Source organism: Cobetia sp. 5-11-6-3 (genome assembly GCF_013374055.1).
GTDB classification, from domain to species: Bacteria; Pseudomonadota; Gammaproteobacteria; order Pseudomonadales; family Halomonadaceae; genus Cobetia; species Cobetia marina.
The window spans coordinates 1-19306 of sequence record NZ_BLWJ01000015.1 but is presented as its reverse complement, the minus strand read 5'-3'; the positions used below and the strand labels follow the sequence as shown (position 1 = coordinate 19306).

General features: G+C 49.7%; 16 protein-coding genes. All 16 read right to left on the bottom strand.

The genetic code is table 11. The annotated features are described in order from the left end of the window. A partial coding sequence (gene rfbA, locus HXS66_RS17170; RefSeq protein WP_176504170.1) for a glucose-1-phosphate thymidylyltransferase RfbA occupies nucleotides 1-668 on the bottom strand: 668 nt, incomplete at its 3' end. Between the two features lie 48 nt (nucleotides 669-716). Next, the gene (locus HXS66_RS17165) at nucleotides 717-1919 is read right to left on the bottom strand and encodes a hypothetical protein (RefSeq protein WP_176504169.1); all 1203 of its coding nucleotides are present in this window, start codon (nucleotides 1917-1919) and stop codon (nucleotides 717-719) included. A 93-nt stretch (nucleotides 1920-2012) separates the two neighbouring features. After that, complete coding sequence (locus HXS66_RS17160; RefSeq protein WP_176504168.1) at nucleotides 2013-3068, bottom strand: hypothetical protein; 1056 nt, start codon at nucleotides 3066-3068, stop codon at nucleotides 2013-2015. 145 nt (nucleotides 3069-3213) lie between these two features. Beyond that, the gene (locus tag HXS66_RS17155; RefSeq protein WP_176504167.1) at nucleotides 3214-4215 is read right to left on the bottom strand and encodes a hypothetical protein; all 1002 of its coding nucleotides are present in this window, start codon (nucleotides 4213-4215) and stop codon (nucleotides 3214-3216) included. A 4-nt stretch (nucleotides 4216-4219) separates the two neighbouring features. Beyond that, the gene (locus tag HXS66_RS17150) at nucleotides 4220-7165 is read right to left on the bottom strand and encodes a rhamnan synthesis F family protein (RefSeq protein WP_176504166.1); all 2946 of its coding nucleotides are present in this window, start codon (nucleotides 7163-7165) and stop codon (nucleotides 4220-4222) included. Further along, nucleotides 7162-8046 carry an NAD(P)-dependent oxidoreductase gene (locus HXS66_RS17145; RefSeq protein ID WP_176504165.1) on the bottom strand — a complete coding sequence of 295 codons (885 nt, stop codon included), beginning with the start codon at nucleotides 8044-8046 and terminating at the stop codon, nucleotides 7162-7164. Before HXS66_RS17145 ends, HXS66_RS17150 begins: the two co-directional genes overlap by 4 nt. Before the next feature lie 92 nt (nucleotides 8047-8138). Then, entirely contained in the window at nucleotides 8139-9017 is an 879-nt protein-coding gene (gene rfbA / locus HXS66_RS17140; RefSeq protein ID WP_176504164.1) for a glucose-1-phosphate thymidylyltransferase RfbA, read from the bottom strand. A 108-nt stretch (nucleotides 9018-9125) separates the two neighbouring features. Next, complete coding sequence (rfbD, locus tag HXS66_RS17135; RefSeq protein ID WP_176504163.1) at nucleotides 9126-10019, bottom strand: dTDP-4-dehydrorhamnose reductase; 894 nt, start codon at nucleotides 10017-10019, stop codon at nucleotides 9126-9128. Between the two features lie 2 nt (nucleotides 10020-10021). After that, entirely contained in the window at nucleotides 10022-11098 is a 1077-nt protein-coding gene (rfbB, locus tag HXS66_RS17130) for a dTDP-glucose 4,6-dehydratase (protein ID WP_176504162.1), read from the bottom strand. A 14-nt stretch (nucleotides 11099-11112) separates the two neighbouring features. Continuing rightward, nucleotides 11113-12198 (bottom strand): chain-length determining protein, encoded by a 1086-nt coding sequence (locus HXS66_RS17125; protein WP_176504161.1) that lies wholly within the window; start codon nucleotides 12196-12198, stop codon nucleotides 11113-11115. 126 nt (nucleotides 12199-12324) lie between these two features. Then, nucleotides 12325-13233: an ABC transporter ATP-binding protein gene (locus HXS66_RS17120; RefSeq protein WP_176504160.1), complete on the bottom strand. Its 909-nt coding sequence runs from the start codon at nucleotides 13231-13233 to the stop codon at nucleotides 12325-12327. Then, nucleotides 13230-14096: an ABC transporter permease gene (locus HXS66_RS17115; protein WP_255303327.1), complete on the bottom strand. Its 867-nt coding sequence runs from the start codon at nucleotides 14094-14096 to the stop codon at nucleotides 13230-13232. Before HXS66_RS17115 ends, HXS66_RS17120 begins: the two co-directional genes overlap by 4 nt. A gap of 2 nt (nucleotides 14097-14098) precedes the next feature. Beyond that, nucleotides 14099-15814, bottom strand: coding sequence for a polysaccharide biosynthesis/export family protein (locus HXS66_RS17110; RefSeq protein WP_176504159.1), 1716 nt, complete (start codon nucleotides 15812-15814; stop codon nucleotides 14099-14101). 143 nt (nucleotides 15815-15957) lie between these two features. Next, on the bottom strand, nucleotides 15958-16386 hold the full coding sequence (locus HXS66_RS17105) for a DVU3141 family protein (RefSeq protein ID WP_255303326.1): 429 nt from the start codon (nucleotides 16384-16386) through the stop codon (nucleotides 15958-15960). A 62-nt stretch (nucleotides 16387-16448) separates the two neighbouring features. After that, nucleotides 16449-18359 carry a sulfate adenylyltransferase subunit CysN gene (cysN, locus tag HXS66_RS17100; RefSeq protein WP_176504158.1) on the bottom strand — a complete coding sequence of 637 codons (1911 nt, stop codon included), beginning with the start codon at nucleotides 18357-18359 and terminating at the stop codon, nucleotides 16449-16451. A gap of 156 nt (nucleotides 18360-18515) precedes the next feature. Next, on the bottom strand, nucleotides 18516-19306 hold a 791-nt coding region (cysD, locus tag HXS66_RS17095), incomplete at its 5' end, for a sulfate adenylyltransferase subunit CysD (RefSeq protein WP_176504157.1).

Here is a 19306-nt window from a genome sequence, read left to right as displayed (position 1 = left end):
CAGGCGAAACCACGCCCCAGTCGCTCGACACGTAGATCACCACGCTCCAGGTAGGCATTGTTGACGCTGGTGATTTCCAGCTCACCACGCTCAGACGGCTCGACGGCCTTGGCGATCTCAACCACATCGTTGTCGTAGAAATACAGGCCCGTCACTGCATACGGAGACTTGGGCTTCAGCGGCTTCTCCTCGATAGACATCGCCTTGCCGGAGTCATCGAACTCGACCACACCGAAGCGCTCCGGGTCCTGCACGAGGTAACCGAAGACGGTGGCGCCGCTCGGCTGATTCGCGGCACGCTTTAGCTGATCCGAGAAGTGCTGACCGTGGAAGATGTTGTCACCCAGCACCAGACAGACCGGATCATCACCGATGAATTCCTCACCGATGATGAAGGCTTGCGCCAGGCCCTCGGGGCTCGGCTGCACGGCATATTCGAAGCGCACGCCGTACTGCTCACCATTGCCCAGCAGCTTCTCGTACTGCGGGAGATCTTCCGGCGTGGAGATGATCAGAATCTCGCGGATTCCGGCCAACATCAGGACAGAGAACGGATAGAAGATCATCGGCTTGTCATAGATCGGCAGCAGCTGCTTGGAAACGCCACGAGTGATCGGATGCAGTCGTGTACCGGAACCACCGGCGAGGATGATGCCCTTGCGTGACATAAAAAATCCTTTTAAGAATTGACTTCACCTAATATTAGTACAGCCAAATCATATTAGCAAAACTACGATATCATTTCTGATTTTTTTTAAATCCAGAGCACTAGGCTTTATATTTATAGCAGCATCAATACATTTTAGTGCATCTTGATAATTTTTTGCTTTTTTGAAAGAAAGTGCCATTTCCCTTAAAAAAACAGCGGGCCCTATAGTTGAGGCTGACAGAATAGCACATTGGTGCTCGTCAAAACTAAAATCATCCTGTTCATTTATGTCACTAGATGAAACAAGTTTATAAGCGAACGATTTCAATTGATTGAGGAAAAAAACTAAAATTTGCTCGTTATCCTTATCTGAAGCTATATTATTTTCATTGAATTTACATAGATTAGGTAATGACATTAAGGCGACGTCAACAAAGTCTTGCTCTTTACTTATTGCAAATTCTTTTTCTGCAGCTGAGTCATCAATATCTTTACCTAACCTAGAATTGATCCACTCTATATCTTGTCTATTTTCTGAAATCACTCTATCAATAAGAGATTTAGAAAAACCAAATTTAGTATTTCCGAAATTAGATAGCCTTTCCACAAGTGCTTGGCTAAATATACGAGAGTTAGTGTTTGAGTCGACTAAATTTCCATATTTGCGATATACGTACAAACAGGCTAGTGCTTCTAATGAAAGCGATTCATTACTTTTCTTGGAAGAAGTGGGTACTTGCAATCCAAGTAAATTAAAGAAATCCTTTACAACATCTCCATGATATAACTCCGAAGGAGAAAAATGTCTTAAAATAACATTCTCATTACCAAACACAGAATCAAATCTACTTAACTTAACAAAATATTGTGGCCATAATATACTGAAGTCAATGTTCTTTTGATTATGATTTTTAACTAGCTGTATGAAGGCAGATTCCATAAAAGACAATGGAGAGCGTACATATCCTACTATCTTAATTGTTTTGAAGTAATTGTCGCAAAATTTCTTTAGTTCTCTTAATGCCTCGCTATCCATGTGAAATATATCTTCACCGGAAATAATTTTATCGCCACCTGAACTAAACTCTGACTCAAGAAGATTTCTATAATAACAATTGAACTCGATTATTTCTGAGTCAGAGCGATTGCTATTTTTATGACCATGCCAAGCATGTAAATCACCACTAAAAACAGATCTTATTACTCCACCGTGATTGAGGAGACCTAGTCCAGTATATTTATACTGACCTAGACTATCGTTCTTAAACAACTCTTCCTGGATGCTTGAAGAGCCGGTTTTTGGCATACCTATATGAATAATTAAACAAGACAACGCAGCCCCCTAATAACTAATTTGTAATTGTCATCGCAACAACGCAATAGATTTGTTTAAATTATAAAGCATTTTATGACTCATTGTATAAGATAATTTTAAATGAGTAAGTATATCTTCAGGATCGTCGCACTGTGCTGGCAACTTTAAGTCACTAACATAATCCATTTTATAAGCACTATTAACACCTGAAGAAATAGCTTCCAACTCTTCAATATAATTAACAAGTTTGCATATTGGTGACATCGGAATTTTAGTATTATAAATTTCTTTTATTTTAAATATATTCCTATTGGCTGAAGCTATTAAATCACTCTCGGAGGAGATACCTAATTTCTCTATATATCCAGAACTATAGACCGTCTCACCTATTCTTCTCTCTATCCACTCCAAATCTTCTTTAAAATGTGTTAATACATTTAACAATATCTCAGAAGAGAAAGTAAACTTAACATCATCTTTGGAAGCTAGTAACTCACTTAAAACTGCTCTTTGTCTAGAAAGGAACCTATTTGGCTCAAGAGGAATATATCTATTAACGCAGTAAATAAAAGATATTGCATCAAGACCAATCGAATCATTAATTTTTAATGACTCCACCTCGGCTTTAATCTTGTTTTTTTTGCAAAAGTCTGAGATCACACAACGATCTTGTAGCTTATTTTTATCAAACAAAAATAGTTGTACATTCTCTGCACCGAAAACTTGATCTAAACTATTAAATCGAGACTTATAGTGTGGCCACAATGATGGTAAATTGAAAGTGTCTAAACCTGCGCCTTTTACCCTTTGTTGGAAAGCAGATTGCATATAACCAACAGGATCTCTTATATAGCCAAATACGGTAATTTTATCACAATAACTTAGAAGTTTATCTCGAATTCTCTCAAGTGTATCAACATCTACACCAGGTGCGCTCAAATCCTCTGCAGATATAACTACCCTACTAGCAGAAACATCAGAAAGCGCTGTATCTAACATAGATGCATAGCGTTTTTTGATTTTATCTAAATTTACACTTGATACTCCTGAAAAAATATGCTCATGATATTTTTCTGGATTATTCAGAAAAAGAGTCATCATCACGCTTGAGTGATTCGAGAAAGGAAGTTTTAAATATACACAATCAGATTTTGTATGAAAATTATATTCATGCAAAAATTTTTGGACAGAACTTGATCCAGTTTTATGCATACCAACATGCAGAATTATTTCATTAATCATAAGAAACCTATTTATTTTTAAGCTTCAGGGTTTCTATCTCACTGTTTAACTCTACTATTATTTTGAATAGCATTCTATTAATATCACTTTGGGTAATATGGAGATCTTTATGAGTCACTTCATCCATATTTAATTCGTTTTGATTGTTATTTATAAGATACTTATTGATTCTAACTAACTCATCGCTACACTGGTTAAGGTATACAGTAATATCTTCTTGACTAGGTATCAATTCGTTAAAATCAGCAGAACTTGGCGAACTTTCGTAACAACCAGTTTTTTGAAGTAATTGCTCGACGCGGTTAGGTGAATTTTTTTCATTAAAGAAAGAATTATAGTATGAAAATAGAGCCATGGCAGCTGGCGGGGGTGTATCATTTTCCCTCACCGGCTTTATAGCGGAAACATCTAATTCAAGTATACACTTGATAAAGTGAATACTTACATCTTCAATATCGTCAAAATTATAAAAATATACTCTTTCGCTCAAAGCACTCCAAGCATCTAATTTAGGAGAAACTGTATACGGTTTATCTGATACCCACTCACTAAATGTTTTAATCGGTCCAATATAGCTTTTATCTTTTAAACCCCATTGCAAATAAGCTGAAGATATCCATTTATCAGGTCTTCGTAGATACCCAACTACAATTATTTGATACCTACTACTGATTGATTTAAGCGCAGATATTACATCAGAAGGTCTATCAAATAAAGCTTCATTTGACCATATAAGTGTATGAATAGAATCATCTAAGTGATCATCTAAATATTGTAAAGTATGTGCTAATTCGCTATTTGCTTGAGACTTATTCAAGGATATGAAATTACTCCAGCCATCAACTCTATGCCATGAATAATTAATTGGTATATTTAGATTCTCGAACATCAAACCTAAATATAGGAAACCTTTCGCTTGTAACTTATCATTAGAAACTCGCATGGATTTTTGTATAGAAGAGCTACCAGTTTTGCCCATACCAATATGAATTATTAATCTTCGCATCATATTATCACCAGTTAGTATTAGCTGTATAAACTCGTTTAACTTTATATCCAGTAGAAGATACAAGCTGAGGAATAACGCGTTCAAACGCATGCAAGACGGAACCATCATAAGGAATAGGCTCTGGCAAGGCAAAAATTTCTTTATCAAGATTATTAAGATATTTTAATGCTTCAGTCCTAGCCCAAAACATAGTTCCTAAGGGGAAATTACTATAGTCTTGGGTGCGGGATTGTCCCACAGAGTCTAGTATCTCTTCTATGAAATTACCGTTAGCGCCTTCATCGACAATATGACTATCTTCAGGAAAAACCAGTCCTATTTTAGGGTCGCAGAATAACCCTAAAATCTCAGCTGAAGCTTCTCTTGATCCCATTAGATTAGCGAGTAAATAGCGACGCCACCTATCACCGATACCTTCCTGTACATCCTTGGATTTTTTTGTATGAATATGTCCCACCACATCATAGTTACCATATATATGGTCGCAAAGAGTCTTATGGAACGGATAAACATCGCGCCCAATATTTTTCACTTTAATGAAGTAAACATCACCACTTATGGCATGAATCATTGCATTTTTATACTTTTCTTCCAAGTCAAATACATGAGTTACGTACAGATCAACGCTATGATTTATAAGTGTTTTGAAATAAGCGCAGTATTCTGGAATCAGATCATTGAAATAAACATGGAATTGTAGTGCAATGCGGCCATCATATGTTCGATCCGGTACTACGCCCAGGACTTTATGCACAGGCATATCGTTAATTATAGCATTAAATATAGATTTTATAGCACTATTCAAGTCTATCTTATCAACATCGAGAAGGTTCATTATATTCGATATATCGACGCCAGGAAAAGGCTTTGAAACAACGACCCCCTTTGCCAATAAGCTCAGAAAATGATTCTTTTTTTGATCGAAACTTAATAATGTATTACTATAAAATTCGGCATCGAAATTATCGTTCAACTCCGGTAGCAAACTTGCTTGAGCTATATGCTCTCTAATAGATACTGCTTCTTCAAGATATTCAGAAATATTCTCAACGTAATTTTCGAAGTTTAATTTTATTTTACAAATCTCACTATTTTTTCCATCTTTAAAAAGAAGAGCATCAAAATCTGAGTATATCTTGTTTGCAAGATCTCGCGAGTCCCCATACTCACCGATCGCAGCTCGTGCAGAGTACTTCCTTACAAAATCTACAATACCACTAGCTTCTTCAAAAAGCCCTATACTACAATCTACATTCAGTGCATCAATTGCTACGTTGGGGAAAGGATCCAAGCGTGAGGTTAATAAGAAGATGTCAGCATCTTTAAGCGCCTCCGTTACATTGTCAACCGCTCCTGGAAAGAAGCAAGCATCTGCAATCCCTACTCTACTAATGTATGCATCTAACCATACCGATACATTAGTATCATCTACATTGTAGCCATTCCCGAGCCATACAAACTTAAGCTTACTTGCTCTATCATCTGCATTTTTTATCAATTCATCTTTTAAATATTTACAAGTTTCAAAAAACCAGTCTACCCCTTTTCTAGGTTGTACATGGCCAGCGCCAACAATTAGAATATCACCACTATCAAAATTCAAGTGTTTACGTAATGACCATTTTTTATTTTCATTGGTTTTAAATCCTAAATATCCTTGCGGCTGCACCCGAATATTATTTGGCACTGACTTTGTGCCGGTGGTCTTCTTTAACTCAATCAGCCCCGAACGTTTTAGACTTTCAGCAGGATAGACTACAATGTCAGACGATAAAATCATTCTCGAGATTTTACCGACAGGTCTCGTGTATTCGGCAAACTCATGTAGCAAGGATACAGTTGGCAATTTGAGATTCGTCGCTGCTGCAGCCATCTCAATTGACTCTACCGAATTCAATAATACTGCGTGTATGTCGAAATCTGAGCATAGTCTTTGCAGACAAAACTCTAGTACAGCAGCCCCTCTATCTCCTGGTGCATCAAAATGTAGTATACCTGCTTCAATAAAGTCGTCTCTAAGCCCCCCCCCACGTAAAGTAGTAGTAATAACGTTGTAATTTGATGAAAGCTTTTTTGCAACTTCCAACGCTACAACTGGCGCACCAGTAGCACTGGCCTCATGGCTAACTACCATTATATTTTTATATTTTTTATCTACTACTCTACCACCTTTAGTAATTATCTTATCTAGATCTATCCAGCCTACACGTCCCTCTTCGTATCCGTGGAAAATAAAATGGTGAAATGAATTTATTTCTGCTTGTCCAATATCAGGATACATAGCTTCATATAATTGTTGATCAAACAACCGATCAACAATTACACTACCAGCTTCAGAGGATATTAACAGACTATCTATCCACTGTTCTGAAGTCTTAAAATCGTGGTTTTCTTTAATTATATTTTGAGCAGTTAATAATACTTTGAGCTTATTCTTGAGCTCGGGATTTATATCAATTTTGTTACTAACAATAACTATACTGTCCGCTTCGGCTTCGGCTTTGGCTTCGGCTTCGGCTTCGGCTTCGGCTTCGGCTTCGGCTTCGGCTTCGGCTTCGGCTTCGGCTTCGGCTTCGGCTTCGGCTTCGGCTTCGGCTTCGGCTTCGGCTTCGGCTTCGGCTTCGGCTTCGGCTTCGGCTTCGGCTTCGGCTTCGATTAAATCAAATTTAGCAGGGTCCCATGCTAGTCTATTTTCTTTTATCCCATAAAAAATGAAATGTACAAGTGGGTTAGCCTTACTAGACCTTATATCTTCATTTACTTCTAAATAGTATGAAGAATCAAACCAGTCCTCAATAATAAGTGGATACTTTCTATATTCTTCAACAAATACTCGAATCGGGTCATTAGTTTTAAAGGGCAGTGAATCACTATATTTTTGCCAATCGACACCGCATTCTTTTAAAACTTTATACTCTTCTTGCAAGATATCTTGCGTATTGATGCTCATACGGTTACCTGAGAAATTTTTTTAATGAGATATTCTGTAGCTGTCGGACCATCGATCTTTATATCAAAATTTCTTTTTAGCTTATCTATAGAGACGTGACTTTTAACAACATCTGTAGTACTAGCAATACTATTTTGGAACTTAGCCTCAGGACATGCCTTCTTTGCTACACTAATTATATCTGCTAGGGGGATGGAATTACCACTGCCAACATTAAATACACCTGGGACAATACTGTCGGCCATATTGACTATTATCCTGGCCATCGTTGGCGCATAAATGAAGTCTCTACAAGCACCGTCTTTAAAAGAAATGGTGAACATTTTATTTCGTTTAACATGATCTACAATCACATCCACTAAACCATGAGTAGGATGATTTTCATTACCGAAAGGATTAGTTACCCGCGCACAAGTATAGTTAACACCATGATCTTGTGCATACTGCATATACAAAGCTTCTTCAACTACTTTCATACGTCCATACCAAGAGCTAGGTGCGGAGTAATCTGTTTCTACACTGGGGCAAGACTGAGCTTCACCGTAGATGGTACCTGCTGAGGAAATCTGGAAATAGCTAGCGGGTGGTGCTTCTCTAAGCAAGTTCAAGACTTGATACATTGCTTCCCAAAATTCATCTATAGCGCGCAATGTATCTATGGTGTAATCTTTTGGCTTAAGGCCTCCTAGTGCATTAATCACGATAGGCTTTTGCTTTAGAAAATTTAGCAAGCGTTCTCTTTCATCAAATGTTGCTATGTTGGCAGCTTTAGACTTATTGGTTCTACTTACTCCTAACCACTCTCTATTATTAGATTCCAATTCCCTCGCTATATTCGATCCAATAAATCCAGTTGCGCCTAGCAACAATATTTTATACATTGTATATCCCTTGTCAGGATGAAGCCTGTTTACAGACTTCATCCACCCCCTACATTAATGGTTTGTAATTTCTTCCGTAGCATTATCAATAATTATTTTTTGTCAGACAACAGCTTCAATAAGTATTGTCCGTAACCGGTCTTCTTGAGTGCCGTGCCCTGCTCTTCGAGCTGCTCGTCGCTGATCCAGCCGTTGGTCCAGGCGATTTCCTCGAGACATGCCACCTTCAGGCCCTGACGATGCTCGATGGTCTGCACGTACTGCCCAGCTTCCAGCAGGCTGTCGTGGGTGCCGGTATCCAGCCAGGCGAAACCACGCCCCAGTCGCTCGACACGCAGATCACCGCGTTCCAGGTAGGCATTGTTGACGCTGGTGATTTCCAGCTCACCACGCTCGGACGGCTCGACGGCCTTGGCGATCTCGACCACATCGTTGTCGTAGAAGTAGAGGCCAGTCACGGCATAGGGAGACTTGGGCTTCAGCGGCTTCTCTTCGATGGACATCGCCTTGCCGGCCTCATCGAACTCCACGACACCGAAGCGCTCCGGGTCCTGCACGAGGTAACCGAAGACGGTCGCGCCGCTCGGCTGAGTCGCGGCACGCTTCAGCTGATCCGAGAAGTGCTGGCCGTGGAAGATGTTGTCACCCAGCACCAGGCAGACCGGGTCATCGCCGATGAATTCCTCACCGATGATGAAGGCCTGGGCCAGGCCATCCGGACTCGGCTGCACGGCATACTCGAAACGCACGCCATACTGCTCGCCGTTGCCCAGCAGCTTCTCGTACTGCGGCAGATCCTCCGGCGTGGAGATGATCAGGATCTCGCGGATGCCGGCCAGCATCAGGACAGAGACCGGATAGAAGATCATCGGCTTGTCATAGATCGGCAGCAGCTGCTTGGAAACACCGCGAGTGATCGGATGCAGTCGTGTACCGGAACCACCGGCGAGGATGATGCCCTTGCGCGCCATATCAAAATCCTTGTCGTATCGACGTGTAGCGTTTCATTCGAAGAAGATCAGGTGCCGCGGGATGCCACACACTGAAGATGACCTGCCAATGTGACAGAGACCGCTGACTCAGCGATCCAGATGTTCCTTGAGCGTCAGCGCCAGCTGAGACTGCCAGTCAGGCAGTTCGAGGCCAAGTGCCGCCTCGAGTTTCGTCAGCGCAAGACGGGAATTCAGTGGGCGTGTCGCCGGTGTCGGGTATTCCGCTGTCGGAATGCCACCCAGCGTCTGTGGGTCGATAGCCAGGGCTTCGCCCTGCTCGATGGCCAGAAGGAAGATGGACTGGGCAAAGCCATGCCAGCTGGTGGTGCCCTGCGGCGCCAGGTGATAAAGCCCGGAGTCGATTTGTTGGCGCAATGCCTCACAGGTGAGCTGGGCGATCAGGCGCGCCGGCGTCGGCGCACCGATCTGATCATTGACAATATTCAGCGCGTCGCGATCACGCCCCAGCTTGAGCATCGTCTTCATGAAGTTGTTGCCACGGGCGGCATAGACCCAGCTGGTGCGGAACACCAGATGACGGCAATCACTGGCAAGTACCGCCTCATCGCCTGCCAGCTTGCTTTCCCCATAGACTGACAGCGGCGCCGTCGGGCTATCTTCGCGCCAGGCCTGGTCACCATCACCGGGATAGACATAGTCCGAGGAGTAATGCACCAGTGTCGCGCCCAGCGCGCTGGCCTTCTGCGCCAGCAATGACGGCAGCTCGGCATTGAGACGCATGGCGCCCTCGCGCTCCTCTTCTGCCTTGTCGACGGCCGTCCAGGCCGCTGCATTGAGGATCAGCTGGGGCTGCCAGGTGTCAATCAGTGCGGCGACAGCGTCAAGATCACTGGCATCGACGTCGCTGCGGCGCGGCGCATGCACCTCACCGAAGGGAGCGAAGCTGCGTTGCAACTCAAACCCGACCTGGCCATTGCCACCCAGAATCAGAATGCGTCCAAAGCGATGGGAAGTCGTCATCATCAGCTCCCGGTACCCAGACGTTCACCACGGTAGCTGCCATCCTGCACCCGCTGCCACCAGCTCTCATTGGCCAGATACCACTCGACCGTCTTGCGCAGGCCTGTCTCGAAGGTTTCCTGCGGCACCCAGCCCAACTCGCGTTCGATCTTGGCGGCATCGATGGCATAGCGCACATCGTGACCGGGTCGATCCGTCACGTAGCTGATCAGGTCTTCATACTTGCCAATGCCAGCGGGCTTCTCGGGCACCAGCTCTTCCAGCAATGCACAGAGTGTCTTGACGACTTCGATGTTCTGCTTCTCGTTATGGCCGCCAATGTTATACGTCTCGGCGATCTTCCCTTCGGTGGCAACCTTGATCAACGCACGGGCATGGTCTTCCACATACAGCCAGTCACGTACCTGCTTGCCATCGCCGTACACCGGCAGCGCCTTGCCCGCCAGAGCATTCAGGATCATCAGCGGGATGAGCTTCTCGGGGAAGTGGTAAGGGCCATAATTATTGGAGCAGTTGGTCACCAACGTCGGCAGGCCGTAGGTACGCTGCCAGGCACGCACGAGGTGGTCCGAACTCGCCTTGCTGGCAGAGTACGGTGAACTCGGCGCATACGGTGTCGTCTCGGTGAAGAGATCTTCCGGCCCTTCCAGATCGCCATACACCTCATCGGTGGAGATGTGATGGAAGCGGAAGCCAGCGGCCTTCTCGGCATCGATCTCCTTCAACCCCTTCCAGTACTGACGCGCCGCTTCCAGCAGCTGGTAAGTACCGACAATGTTGGTCTCGATGAAATCCGCCGGGCCATCGATGGAGCGATCCACGTGGCTCTCGGCCGCCAGGTGCATCACGATATCCGGCTGGAATTCCGCGAAGACTGCCTTCATCTTCTCGCCATCGCAGATATCGGCCTGCACAAAATGATAGCGGTCTGAGTCAGCCACTTCGGTCAACGACTCAAGATTACCAGCGTAGGTCAATGCATCAAGATTGATGACGGTATGTTGAGTTGAGCGGATCAGCTCGCGTACGACCGCAGAACCAATGAAACCAGCGCCACCTGTAACCAGAAAAACTGACATTAATTTATTCCCTTTTAATCACGGTGATCTTTTACAATCATTACCAACATACTAATTATAAAGCCAACAAATAGCATTACTATTGCAAATAGGCTGACATTATAAACTCGTTCCGGCTGTTCTGGATATTCCGGCAATATTGGGCTTTGTAACACACTAACTTGCTTAAGCTTGCGAGCAGCTTCAATACGGGTATTTTCCAATGCTGCCAGTGCATTGGAATAGGTCTGTTTGGCAAAGTCGGCACGTAGCTGTAGTGTTTCGTACTGGCTGGAAACACTGTTAAGCGCATTGCCGGACTGGCGTGCCAGGCGTTCCTTTTCCAAATTTATCTGTTTCTTGAGGGCGTTGATCTCGCTTTCGACACGCACCATCTCACTCGAACGCTGACTCTGGTAGCTCCCCAAAGCACTTTTTCGAGCCTTGTAGGTGGCCAACTGGGCTTCAAGTGAGGAGACGACGGTGTTCAGGCTTTCAACTGTCTGAGTCGGGGATACCAGACCATTCTTGTTCTGGTAATCCAGCAGGTCCTGTCGGGATTTCTCGAAGTTGTCTTCAAGAAGGGAGACCTGCTTGTCGAGGAATTCGACTTGGTCTTCCGCCAGACGCTGCCCCATCTCATTCATGTGGCGCTCGCCTTCCTCAAGCAGCAGCTTGGCGAATTTCTGTGCGAATTCCGGTGTCCAGGCCTGTACTTCGACATTAAGCACGCCAGAATACTCATCCATTTCTACTGAGATTCGTTTCAAGTAGTAATCATGAAGTTCCTCGATCGGTGCATCGGCGTCTCCCAAGCGGGCAAAGACATCACCGTGCTGGCTGTAGTGAGAACGAAAATCGAGCTCTCCCTGTACCTTCTTGAGCATATCCACGCTCATCAGGTATTCACGCAGCAGCAGCAGGTCACTGTCTGTCTGGCTACCAGAAAGGAGGGAGCCGAAGCTGACTTCACTGGAAGCGCTGACCTGCGGACTTTCCAGCACCACTGTCGCCTTGGAGACGTAGCGGTCGTCCGCCCATACCAGCCAGTAGAAACCGACGAGCACGATGGACAGCAAGACAACGGCCCATTGTGGATAGCGTTTGATAAATGAGGTCATGCGTATTCCCGTTGAAGGCGCTCACCGAGTTCAGCGGCGGCAATGAAGTGAAAACGATGAGAGTGAATTCGAGAGTGCGAACATTTTGGCGACTATCAGCGTGATGCGTAGCTGTAGCCAACAGGATCATTCACCTGACAAAGTGCCAGGCTTGCCAGCAGCGCTTGCTTGGCGAGATTCAATTTCCTCTCGCACTTCCCGCAATGCTTCACGTGCAGCGCGCAGGGCATCTCCGTAAGGCTTCTTTTCACGCGGCGGCAAGGTTTCTGCAGCCTCTCGTGCCAACTTGGCTTCTTCCATGACAGCACGGCGCTCCTTGCGAAGCTTCTGCAGTGCCTGCAGCGTCATCTTGTCGAGCTGAGGGGCATCGCTGTCGGCATGATAAGCCTTGATGGCGTCATGAACACTGTCATACCAGTAGGCCCGCCCCTCTTTCAGATAGATGCCCGCCTGACAAAGTTCTTTCAGAATGCCCTCACTATGCGAGACCATGATCAGGCTGGCTTGGCCCACCTTGTCCTTAAACGCCTTGGAAGCCTTCACCTTGAAGGAACGATCTCCTACCGCCGTCGCTTCATCGGAGAGGTAGACATCAAAGTCGAAGGCTAACGACAGTCCAAAGTTGAGACGAGAGCGCATGCCTGAGGAATATGTACGAATCGGCTCATCGAATGCCAGGCCAATTTCCGCGAAATCCTGGACTCGTTCGATGATGCTATTGATGTCGTACTCGGTGCCATGCATCCGGGCGACGAACTTGACGTTCTGGCGCCCTGTCATGCTGCTTTGCAGGCCTGCCGCCAGCCCGATTGGCCACGACACCTTGGAATGGCGTATCACGCGGCCCTTCTGGGGCGTGTCCATGCCGGCGATCAAACGCAGCAATGTCGACTTGCCCGCACCGTTTGCCCCCACCAGGCCGACACTGACACCGGTCGGAATGACGAGATTGATATCCTTCAGTACCCAATGGTCATCACTCTGACTGTAGTGCGAGTGATAATAGCGCTTGGAGAGGTTATGGATTTCGATCATTGGCTTTTCAGGCGCTCCTTGAATCGCACGTGCATCAACAGCCCCAAGGCCAAGGCAGACAATGTCCACGCCCAGAAGTAGGTCAGGCTGGTACCGTGTACTACCTGGTAGCCTTCAAAGAAACTATGACGCGTATATTCCAGCCCATGCACGATCGGGTTGAGCATCAGGTATTCCAACAAATAGTGCGGCAAGCTATTGAGCGGCATGATAACGCCAGAAAGGATCAATAATGGCAAAGTAATCATACGAAGTACCTTGCCGATCTCAGGTACCAACGTACCCAACACAGAAGCTGTCAATCCTAAACCTAATCCGAATAACCAGAGTGAAATCCAACCACCAATTGCCTGAAATCCATTATCCGGACGAAAATCTGCCCCCACCATCACCCCCCCGATTATAAACATTATAAAGATGAGAGTGCGGATCAAACCGTCCAGAGCATTACGAACCAAGACGCCATCGATAGGATGCACCTGTCGGTAAGCGAACAAAGCCCTGTTGGCATTGATGGCCCCCAAGCCTTGCATCATCCCTTCCCGGATGAGAAAAAAACCCATCATTCCGACAATCATCCAGGGAATGTAAGGTGCATTAACAATCAGGCTATCGCCACTGATGAAGCCTCGTATTCCAATCATGATAAGCAATAAGGCTGCAGGTTCAGCAATCATCCAGAACCAGCCCATGCGGTCAGTCATGGTGCGGCCGATGGCTTCGCGCATGAACATGGCGAACCAGACACTACGCGTCACGGCCCAAGCGGAGCGGGCCTTGGGCCCGCTCTTATTGTCGCCAGATGGGCGTTCAGTTGGCGTGTTTATCTCACCGTTCATGTCATCGTTCATGTCACTGGCCATGATCAGAGGTCTATCGCAACTTTGGTGGCGACGGCGACCTGATAGAGAATCTGCGTGATGCTGGTGGCCAGCTGCAGGTTCTTGGTCGGCGGTTCCGGCAGTACCAGAATCTGGTCACCCGAGCGCAGCTCGACTTCCTCGGCACGACGCACGGCACCGTTCTGACGCACCACCAGAATCTGGTCTTCATCCGCGTGCTGGGTGAAACCACCAGAGCTGTTGATGTAGTCCATCACCGTCATGCCCTGGGTATAGACGACGGCCTGAGGCACCACGACTTCGCCACTGATCAGCAGGGAATCGCTGATTTCCGGGATAGTAATGACATCGCCGTCCTGCAGACGCACATCGGCGATGTTGCCGTCGTCACGTGCCACGACCAGACGCCCGGTCGGCTCTTCCTTCTTGGCCTGCTCGACGAATTTCTCGATCATCGCGGCTTCCTGGACACGAAGCTCGGATTCTTCGGTGGTCGAGGAAGACGCGCCGAGATAGGTGGCCTGAAGACGCTTGAGGCTATCCTGCAGTGCCTGCGCCTGTTGTTCCTTGACGCTTTCGCGGCGGATGGAAACGCTCTGGTAGTCGGTCAGTCCTTTCGGCACGCCGACGGCGTTGAGCAATTCGCCCAGATGAGCATCCCGCGGCAGTGCATAGCGTGAGGGGCCATAGAAGCTGCCTTCCAGCTGCACGACGATGGTCTCGTCGCGCTGGTCGGCACTGAACAGCACTTCATCCCCGGCGCGCACGTCTGCCCCACGGAATTCCGCCACCGGCAGATAGCGCGAGATGGGGCCATCGGAGCGCGAGCCGCGCAGCAGCACGTGCGAGACACCGGACTTGAGGCGCGCCAAGTTCAGCACGTCTTCCCCGCTCAGGCGGGTATCGGTGAGTTCATAGCGATAGTCACGCTCGACATCTCCCACCACGCTGATGGCCGGGCCACGCTCCTCGACGACGACGGTATCGCCATCGCGGAACTGCGGGCGGGCGATCTCACCGTTGATCAGGAAGTCATAGAGATCGACCGTATTGATGACGCGGCCGTTGCGCTTGATCTTGATCTTGCGATAGCTGCCCAGCGCCTGGTCGATACCGCCGGCCTGATCCAGGAAATACAGCATGGAGTCATTCGGGGTACCGGCATAACGGCCCGGATTCTTGACGTAACCGGTGACGAAGACCCCCACCGGCTGTACGCCCTGCAGATTGGTATAGACGCTGACATTCTCCGGATACACCTCCTGGATGGCGGCGCGTACCTTGCCGTCCAGCTGGGCATTGGTGGTGCCCTGAACTCTCACCGGGCCGATACCCGGCAGGAAGATGTTGCCCTGCGCATCCACCGGCAGAACAGACTCCATCTCCACGCCACCCCACACGCGCAGGGTGATCTGATCACCCGGCTTGATGGTGTAGCTGCTGTTGAGGCCATCGGCCATCATGCCGCGGAAACCACCGGTAAAGAGGTTTTCGCCGAACGGCGGCAGAGAGTCGGGGTCAGTCTGCTCCCGTGAGGTCAGCGGGCCGTAGGTGCCACTGCGCCAGTCGGCGCGCGCCTTGTCTTCCACACTGTCGGTCTTCTGCGGAATGCTGGAGGCCTGGTCGTCGCTGGACAGGATGGAACCACCGCCCAGGCCGGCTGCCATGGCAGGGCTGGCGTTCAGGCACGCTACCGCCACCAGGCACCCGGCCCGGAGCAAGAATCTGGAAATTGTCATCGGGCTAGGCCCCTCGTAGTGCAAAAAATGGTGCAGTGTTGATCAGGAATGTCAGTGCCGGTCACGCCAGCCTGTTCCCTGTTGTCGTCGGTTCATGCCGTGTCGCGGTGCGGGCCTGTCAGCGAGAAGTTGCCGCAAGCGCGTCAGCGCGCCTCTTCCAGCAGGCCGGTCACCAGCCGCTGGGTCACCCAGGTGCCCTCGCCGGCCTTGCCCTCGTTGCTGGTACGACAGGCCAGCTCCTTGCTCGGCAGGTCACGCGCATTGGAGACCGTCAGCTCACGACAGATACGCCCACTGGCGGCGAAGTAGCGCTCATGGGCGACCACTTCGACATCGCTGCCCCAGGGGCTGGTGGGCACGGCGATCACGCTGCCGGGGGCAGAGCTGTCGAGAAATGACGAGACATCCGCCGGCAGTGACGCAGCACCGGTGAGATTGGCCAGGTTGGTGCTGCCAGCGCCGGTGGAGGCGGGATAGGACGTCGCGCAACCGGCGATGGTCAGTGCGAGACCTGCGACCGCCACGAGTCGCATGGCGCTCGGCAGACGGGGTGTGAATCGGGATTGAATCATGAGGAAGTCCTGAAACGGCAGACGCCCCCGCCTTGCGGCGAGGGCTGATCGGCGTGGATGCATCAACCGATGACGTTGTAGTGCTTGAGCTGACTGACCAGCGTGAGAGCGGTCTGCTCCAGCGTCAGCTCACCGGTGTTGATCTCGATTTCCGGCTTCTCCGGGGCCTCGTACGGGGAGCTGATACCGGTGAAGTCACTGATCTCGCCGGCACGCGCCTTGCGGTACAGACCCTTGGGATCCCGCTCTTCGCAGACGCTGATCGGCGTGTTGACGAAGACTTCGATGAACTCGTCAGTGCCGACCATGTCACGCACGGTCTGGCGATCCGCCTGGAATGGCGAGATGAAGCTGACCAGAGTGATCATGCCGGCATCGACCATCAGCTTGGCGACTTCGCCGACACGACGGATGTTCTCGGCGCGGTCGTCTTCGCTGAAGCCTAGATCCCCACACAGGCCGTGGCGTACGTTGTCGCCATCCAGCAGGTAGGTGTTGTAGCCCATGGCGAACAGCTGACGTTCCAGCGCATTGGCGGCGGTGGACTTGCCGGCGCCGGACAGGCCGGTGAACCAGATGATGCAGGGCTTCTGCTTGTTGCGTTCGGCACGGCGCTGCTTGGTGACCGCCATGTCGTGCCACACGATGTTGCTGGCACTCAGGGTCTCCTTGACCATGCCCGCACCGATGGTGATGTTGGACAGGCGATCAATGAACACGAAGCTGCCGGTATGCGGCGAACGCTGGTAGCTGTCCATGGCCAGCGGCTGGGTCAGCTCGACCTGCACGCGGGCGATGCCATTGAGCGGGATGTTCTCCGCTTCATTGCGCGCCATGGTGTTGACGTCGGTCTGGTGAATGATGCGCCCGACGCGGCCGATGACACTGGAGGTACCGAGCTTGAGCTCGTATTCCTTGCCGACCACCAGCGGGTTCTCGTGCATCCACACCACGTCCGCGGTGAAGGCGGTGCAGGGCTCCATGTCGGAATCCACCGCCACGATCATGTCGCCGCGCGAGATGTCGATCTCATCGGTCAGTGTCAGCGTGACAGCCTGGCCCGGCCAGGCGATGTCGAGATCGCCGTCGAAGGTGACGATACGCTCGACCGTGGAGGTCTTGCCGGACGGCAGTACCTTGATCTGCTGACCCGGTGAGACAGTGCCGGCGGCCAGGGTGCCGCAGTAACCACGAAAGTTGAGGTTCGGACGATTGACGTACTGCACCGGAAAGCGCAGGTCGGTCAGGTTGCTGTCCTCGGTGACATCGACGGTCTCGAGGATGTCCATCAGCGGACGCGCTTCGTAGGCAGCATCGTCATACCACGGGGTATTGGCGCTGAGAGAGACGACGTTGTCGCCTTCCAGTGCGGACAGCGGCACGAAGCGGATGTCCGGCACCTCGAGGTCCTTGGCGAACTCCTGGTAGTCCGCGACGATCTCGTCGAAGCGCGCCTGGGAGTAGTCGACGATGTCCATCTTGTTGACCGCGACCACCAGGTGCTGGATGCCCAGCAGCGAGCAGATGTAGCTGTGACGACGGGTCTGGGTCTGCACGCCGTAGCGCGCATCGATCAGGATGATCGCCAGGCTCGCGGTGGAGGCACCGGTGGCCATGTTGCGGGTGTACTGCTCGTGCCCCGGCGTATCAGCGATGATGAACTTGCGCTTGTCGGTAGAGAAATAGCGATAGGCCACATCGATGGTGATGCCCTGCTCACGCTCTGACTGCAGACCATCGACCAGCAGCGCCAGATCCACCTTGCCGGTGGTGCCGCTCTTCTTGGAATCGCGGGTGATGGCGGCCAGCTGATCTTCGTAGATCATCTTGGAGTCATGAAGCAGACGACCGATCAGGGTCGACTTGCCGTCATCCACGCTGCCGCAGGTGATGAAACGCAGCAGATCTTTCTGCTCGTGTTCCTTGAGATAGGCTTCGATGTTTTCCGCGATCATCGTTGACTGGTGTGACACTGTCATTCTCCCTGAACCCGGTCTGTCCGGCGCGAGCCTCCCATGAGGCTTCCAGCGCTGCGAACATCCCGTGTCCTGTCAATTTCGTTGAGTCTTGCTTGCCTGACATCGTGCAGTAGCCGTTGCGGGCTAACGCAATACTGATGCGCCCGCCGCTTAGAAGTAGCCTTCGCGCTTCTTCTTCTCCATCGAGCCTGCCTGATCGTGATCGATGGCACGCCCGGAGCGCTCGCTGGTACGGGTCAGCAGCATTTCTTGGATGATTTCCGGCAGGGTCGCGGCGGTGGATTCCACGGCGCCGGTCAGCGGGTAGCAGCCCAGGGTACGGAAGCGCACGGATTTCATCTCCGGCACTTCGCCGTCCTTGAGCGGCAGACGGTCGTCATCGACCATGATGTCGAGGCCGTCACGCTTCACCACCGGACGCACGGCGGAGTAGTAGAGCGGCACGATCTTGATGGATTCAAGATAGATGTACTGCCAGATGTCCAGCTCGGTCCAGTTGGAGAGCGGGAAGACACGGATGGACTCGCCCTTGTTGATCTTGGAGTTGTAGATGTTCCACAGCTCCGGACGCTGATTCTTGGGGTCCCAGCGGTGGTACTGGTCACGGAAGGAGTAGACACGCTCTTTCGCGCGTGAAGCTTCCTCGTCACGACGCGCACCGCCAAAGGCCGCATCGAAACCATGCTTGTCCAGCGCCTGCTTCAGCGACTGGGTCTTCATGATGTCGGTGTACTTGGCGCTGCCGTGCTCGAACGGGTTGATGTTCGCCTCGACACCTTCCTGATTGATGTGCTCGATCAGTTCCATGCCGACTTCCGCGGCCATCTCATCGCGGAACTTGATCATCTCCTGGAATTTCCAGGTGGTGTTGACGTGCATCAGGGGGAACGGCGGCACGCCCGGCGCGAAGGCCTTGCGCGCCAGGTGCAGCATCACGGCGG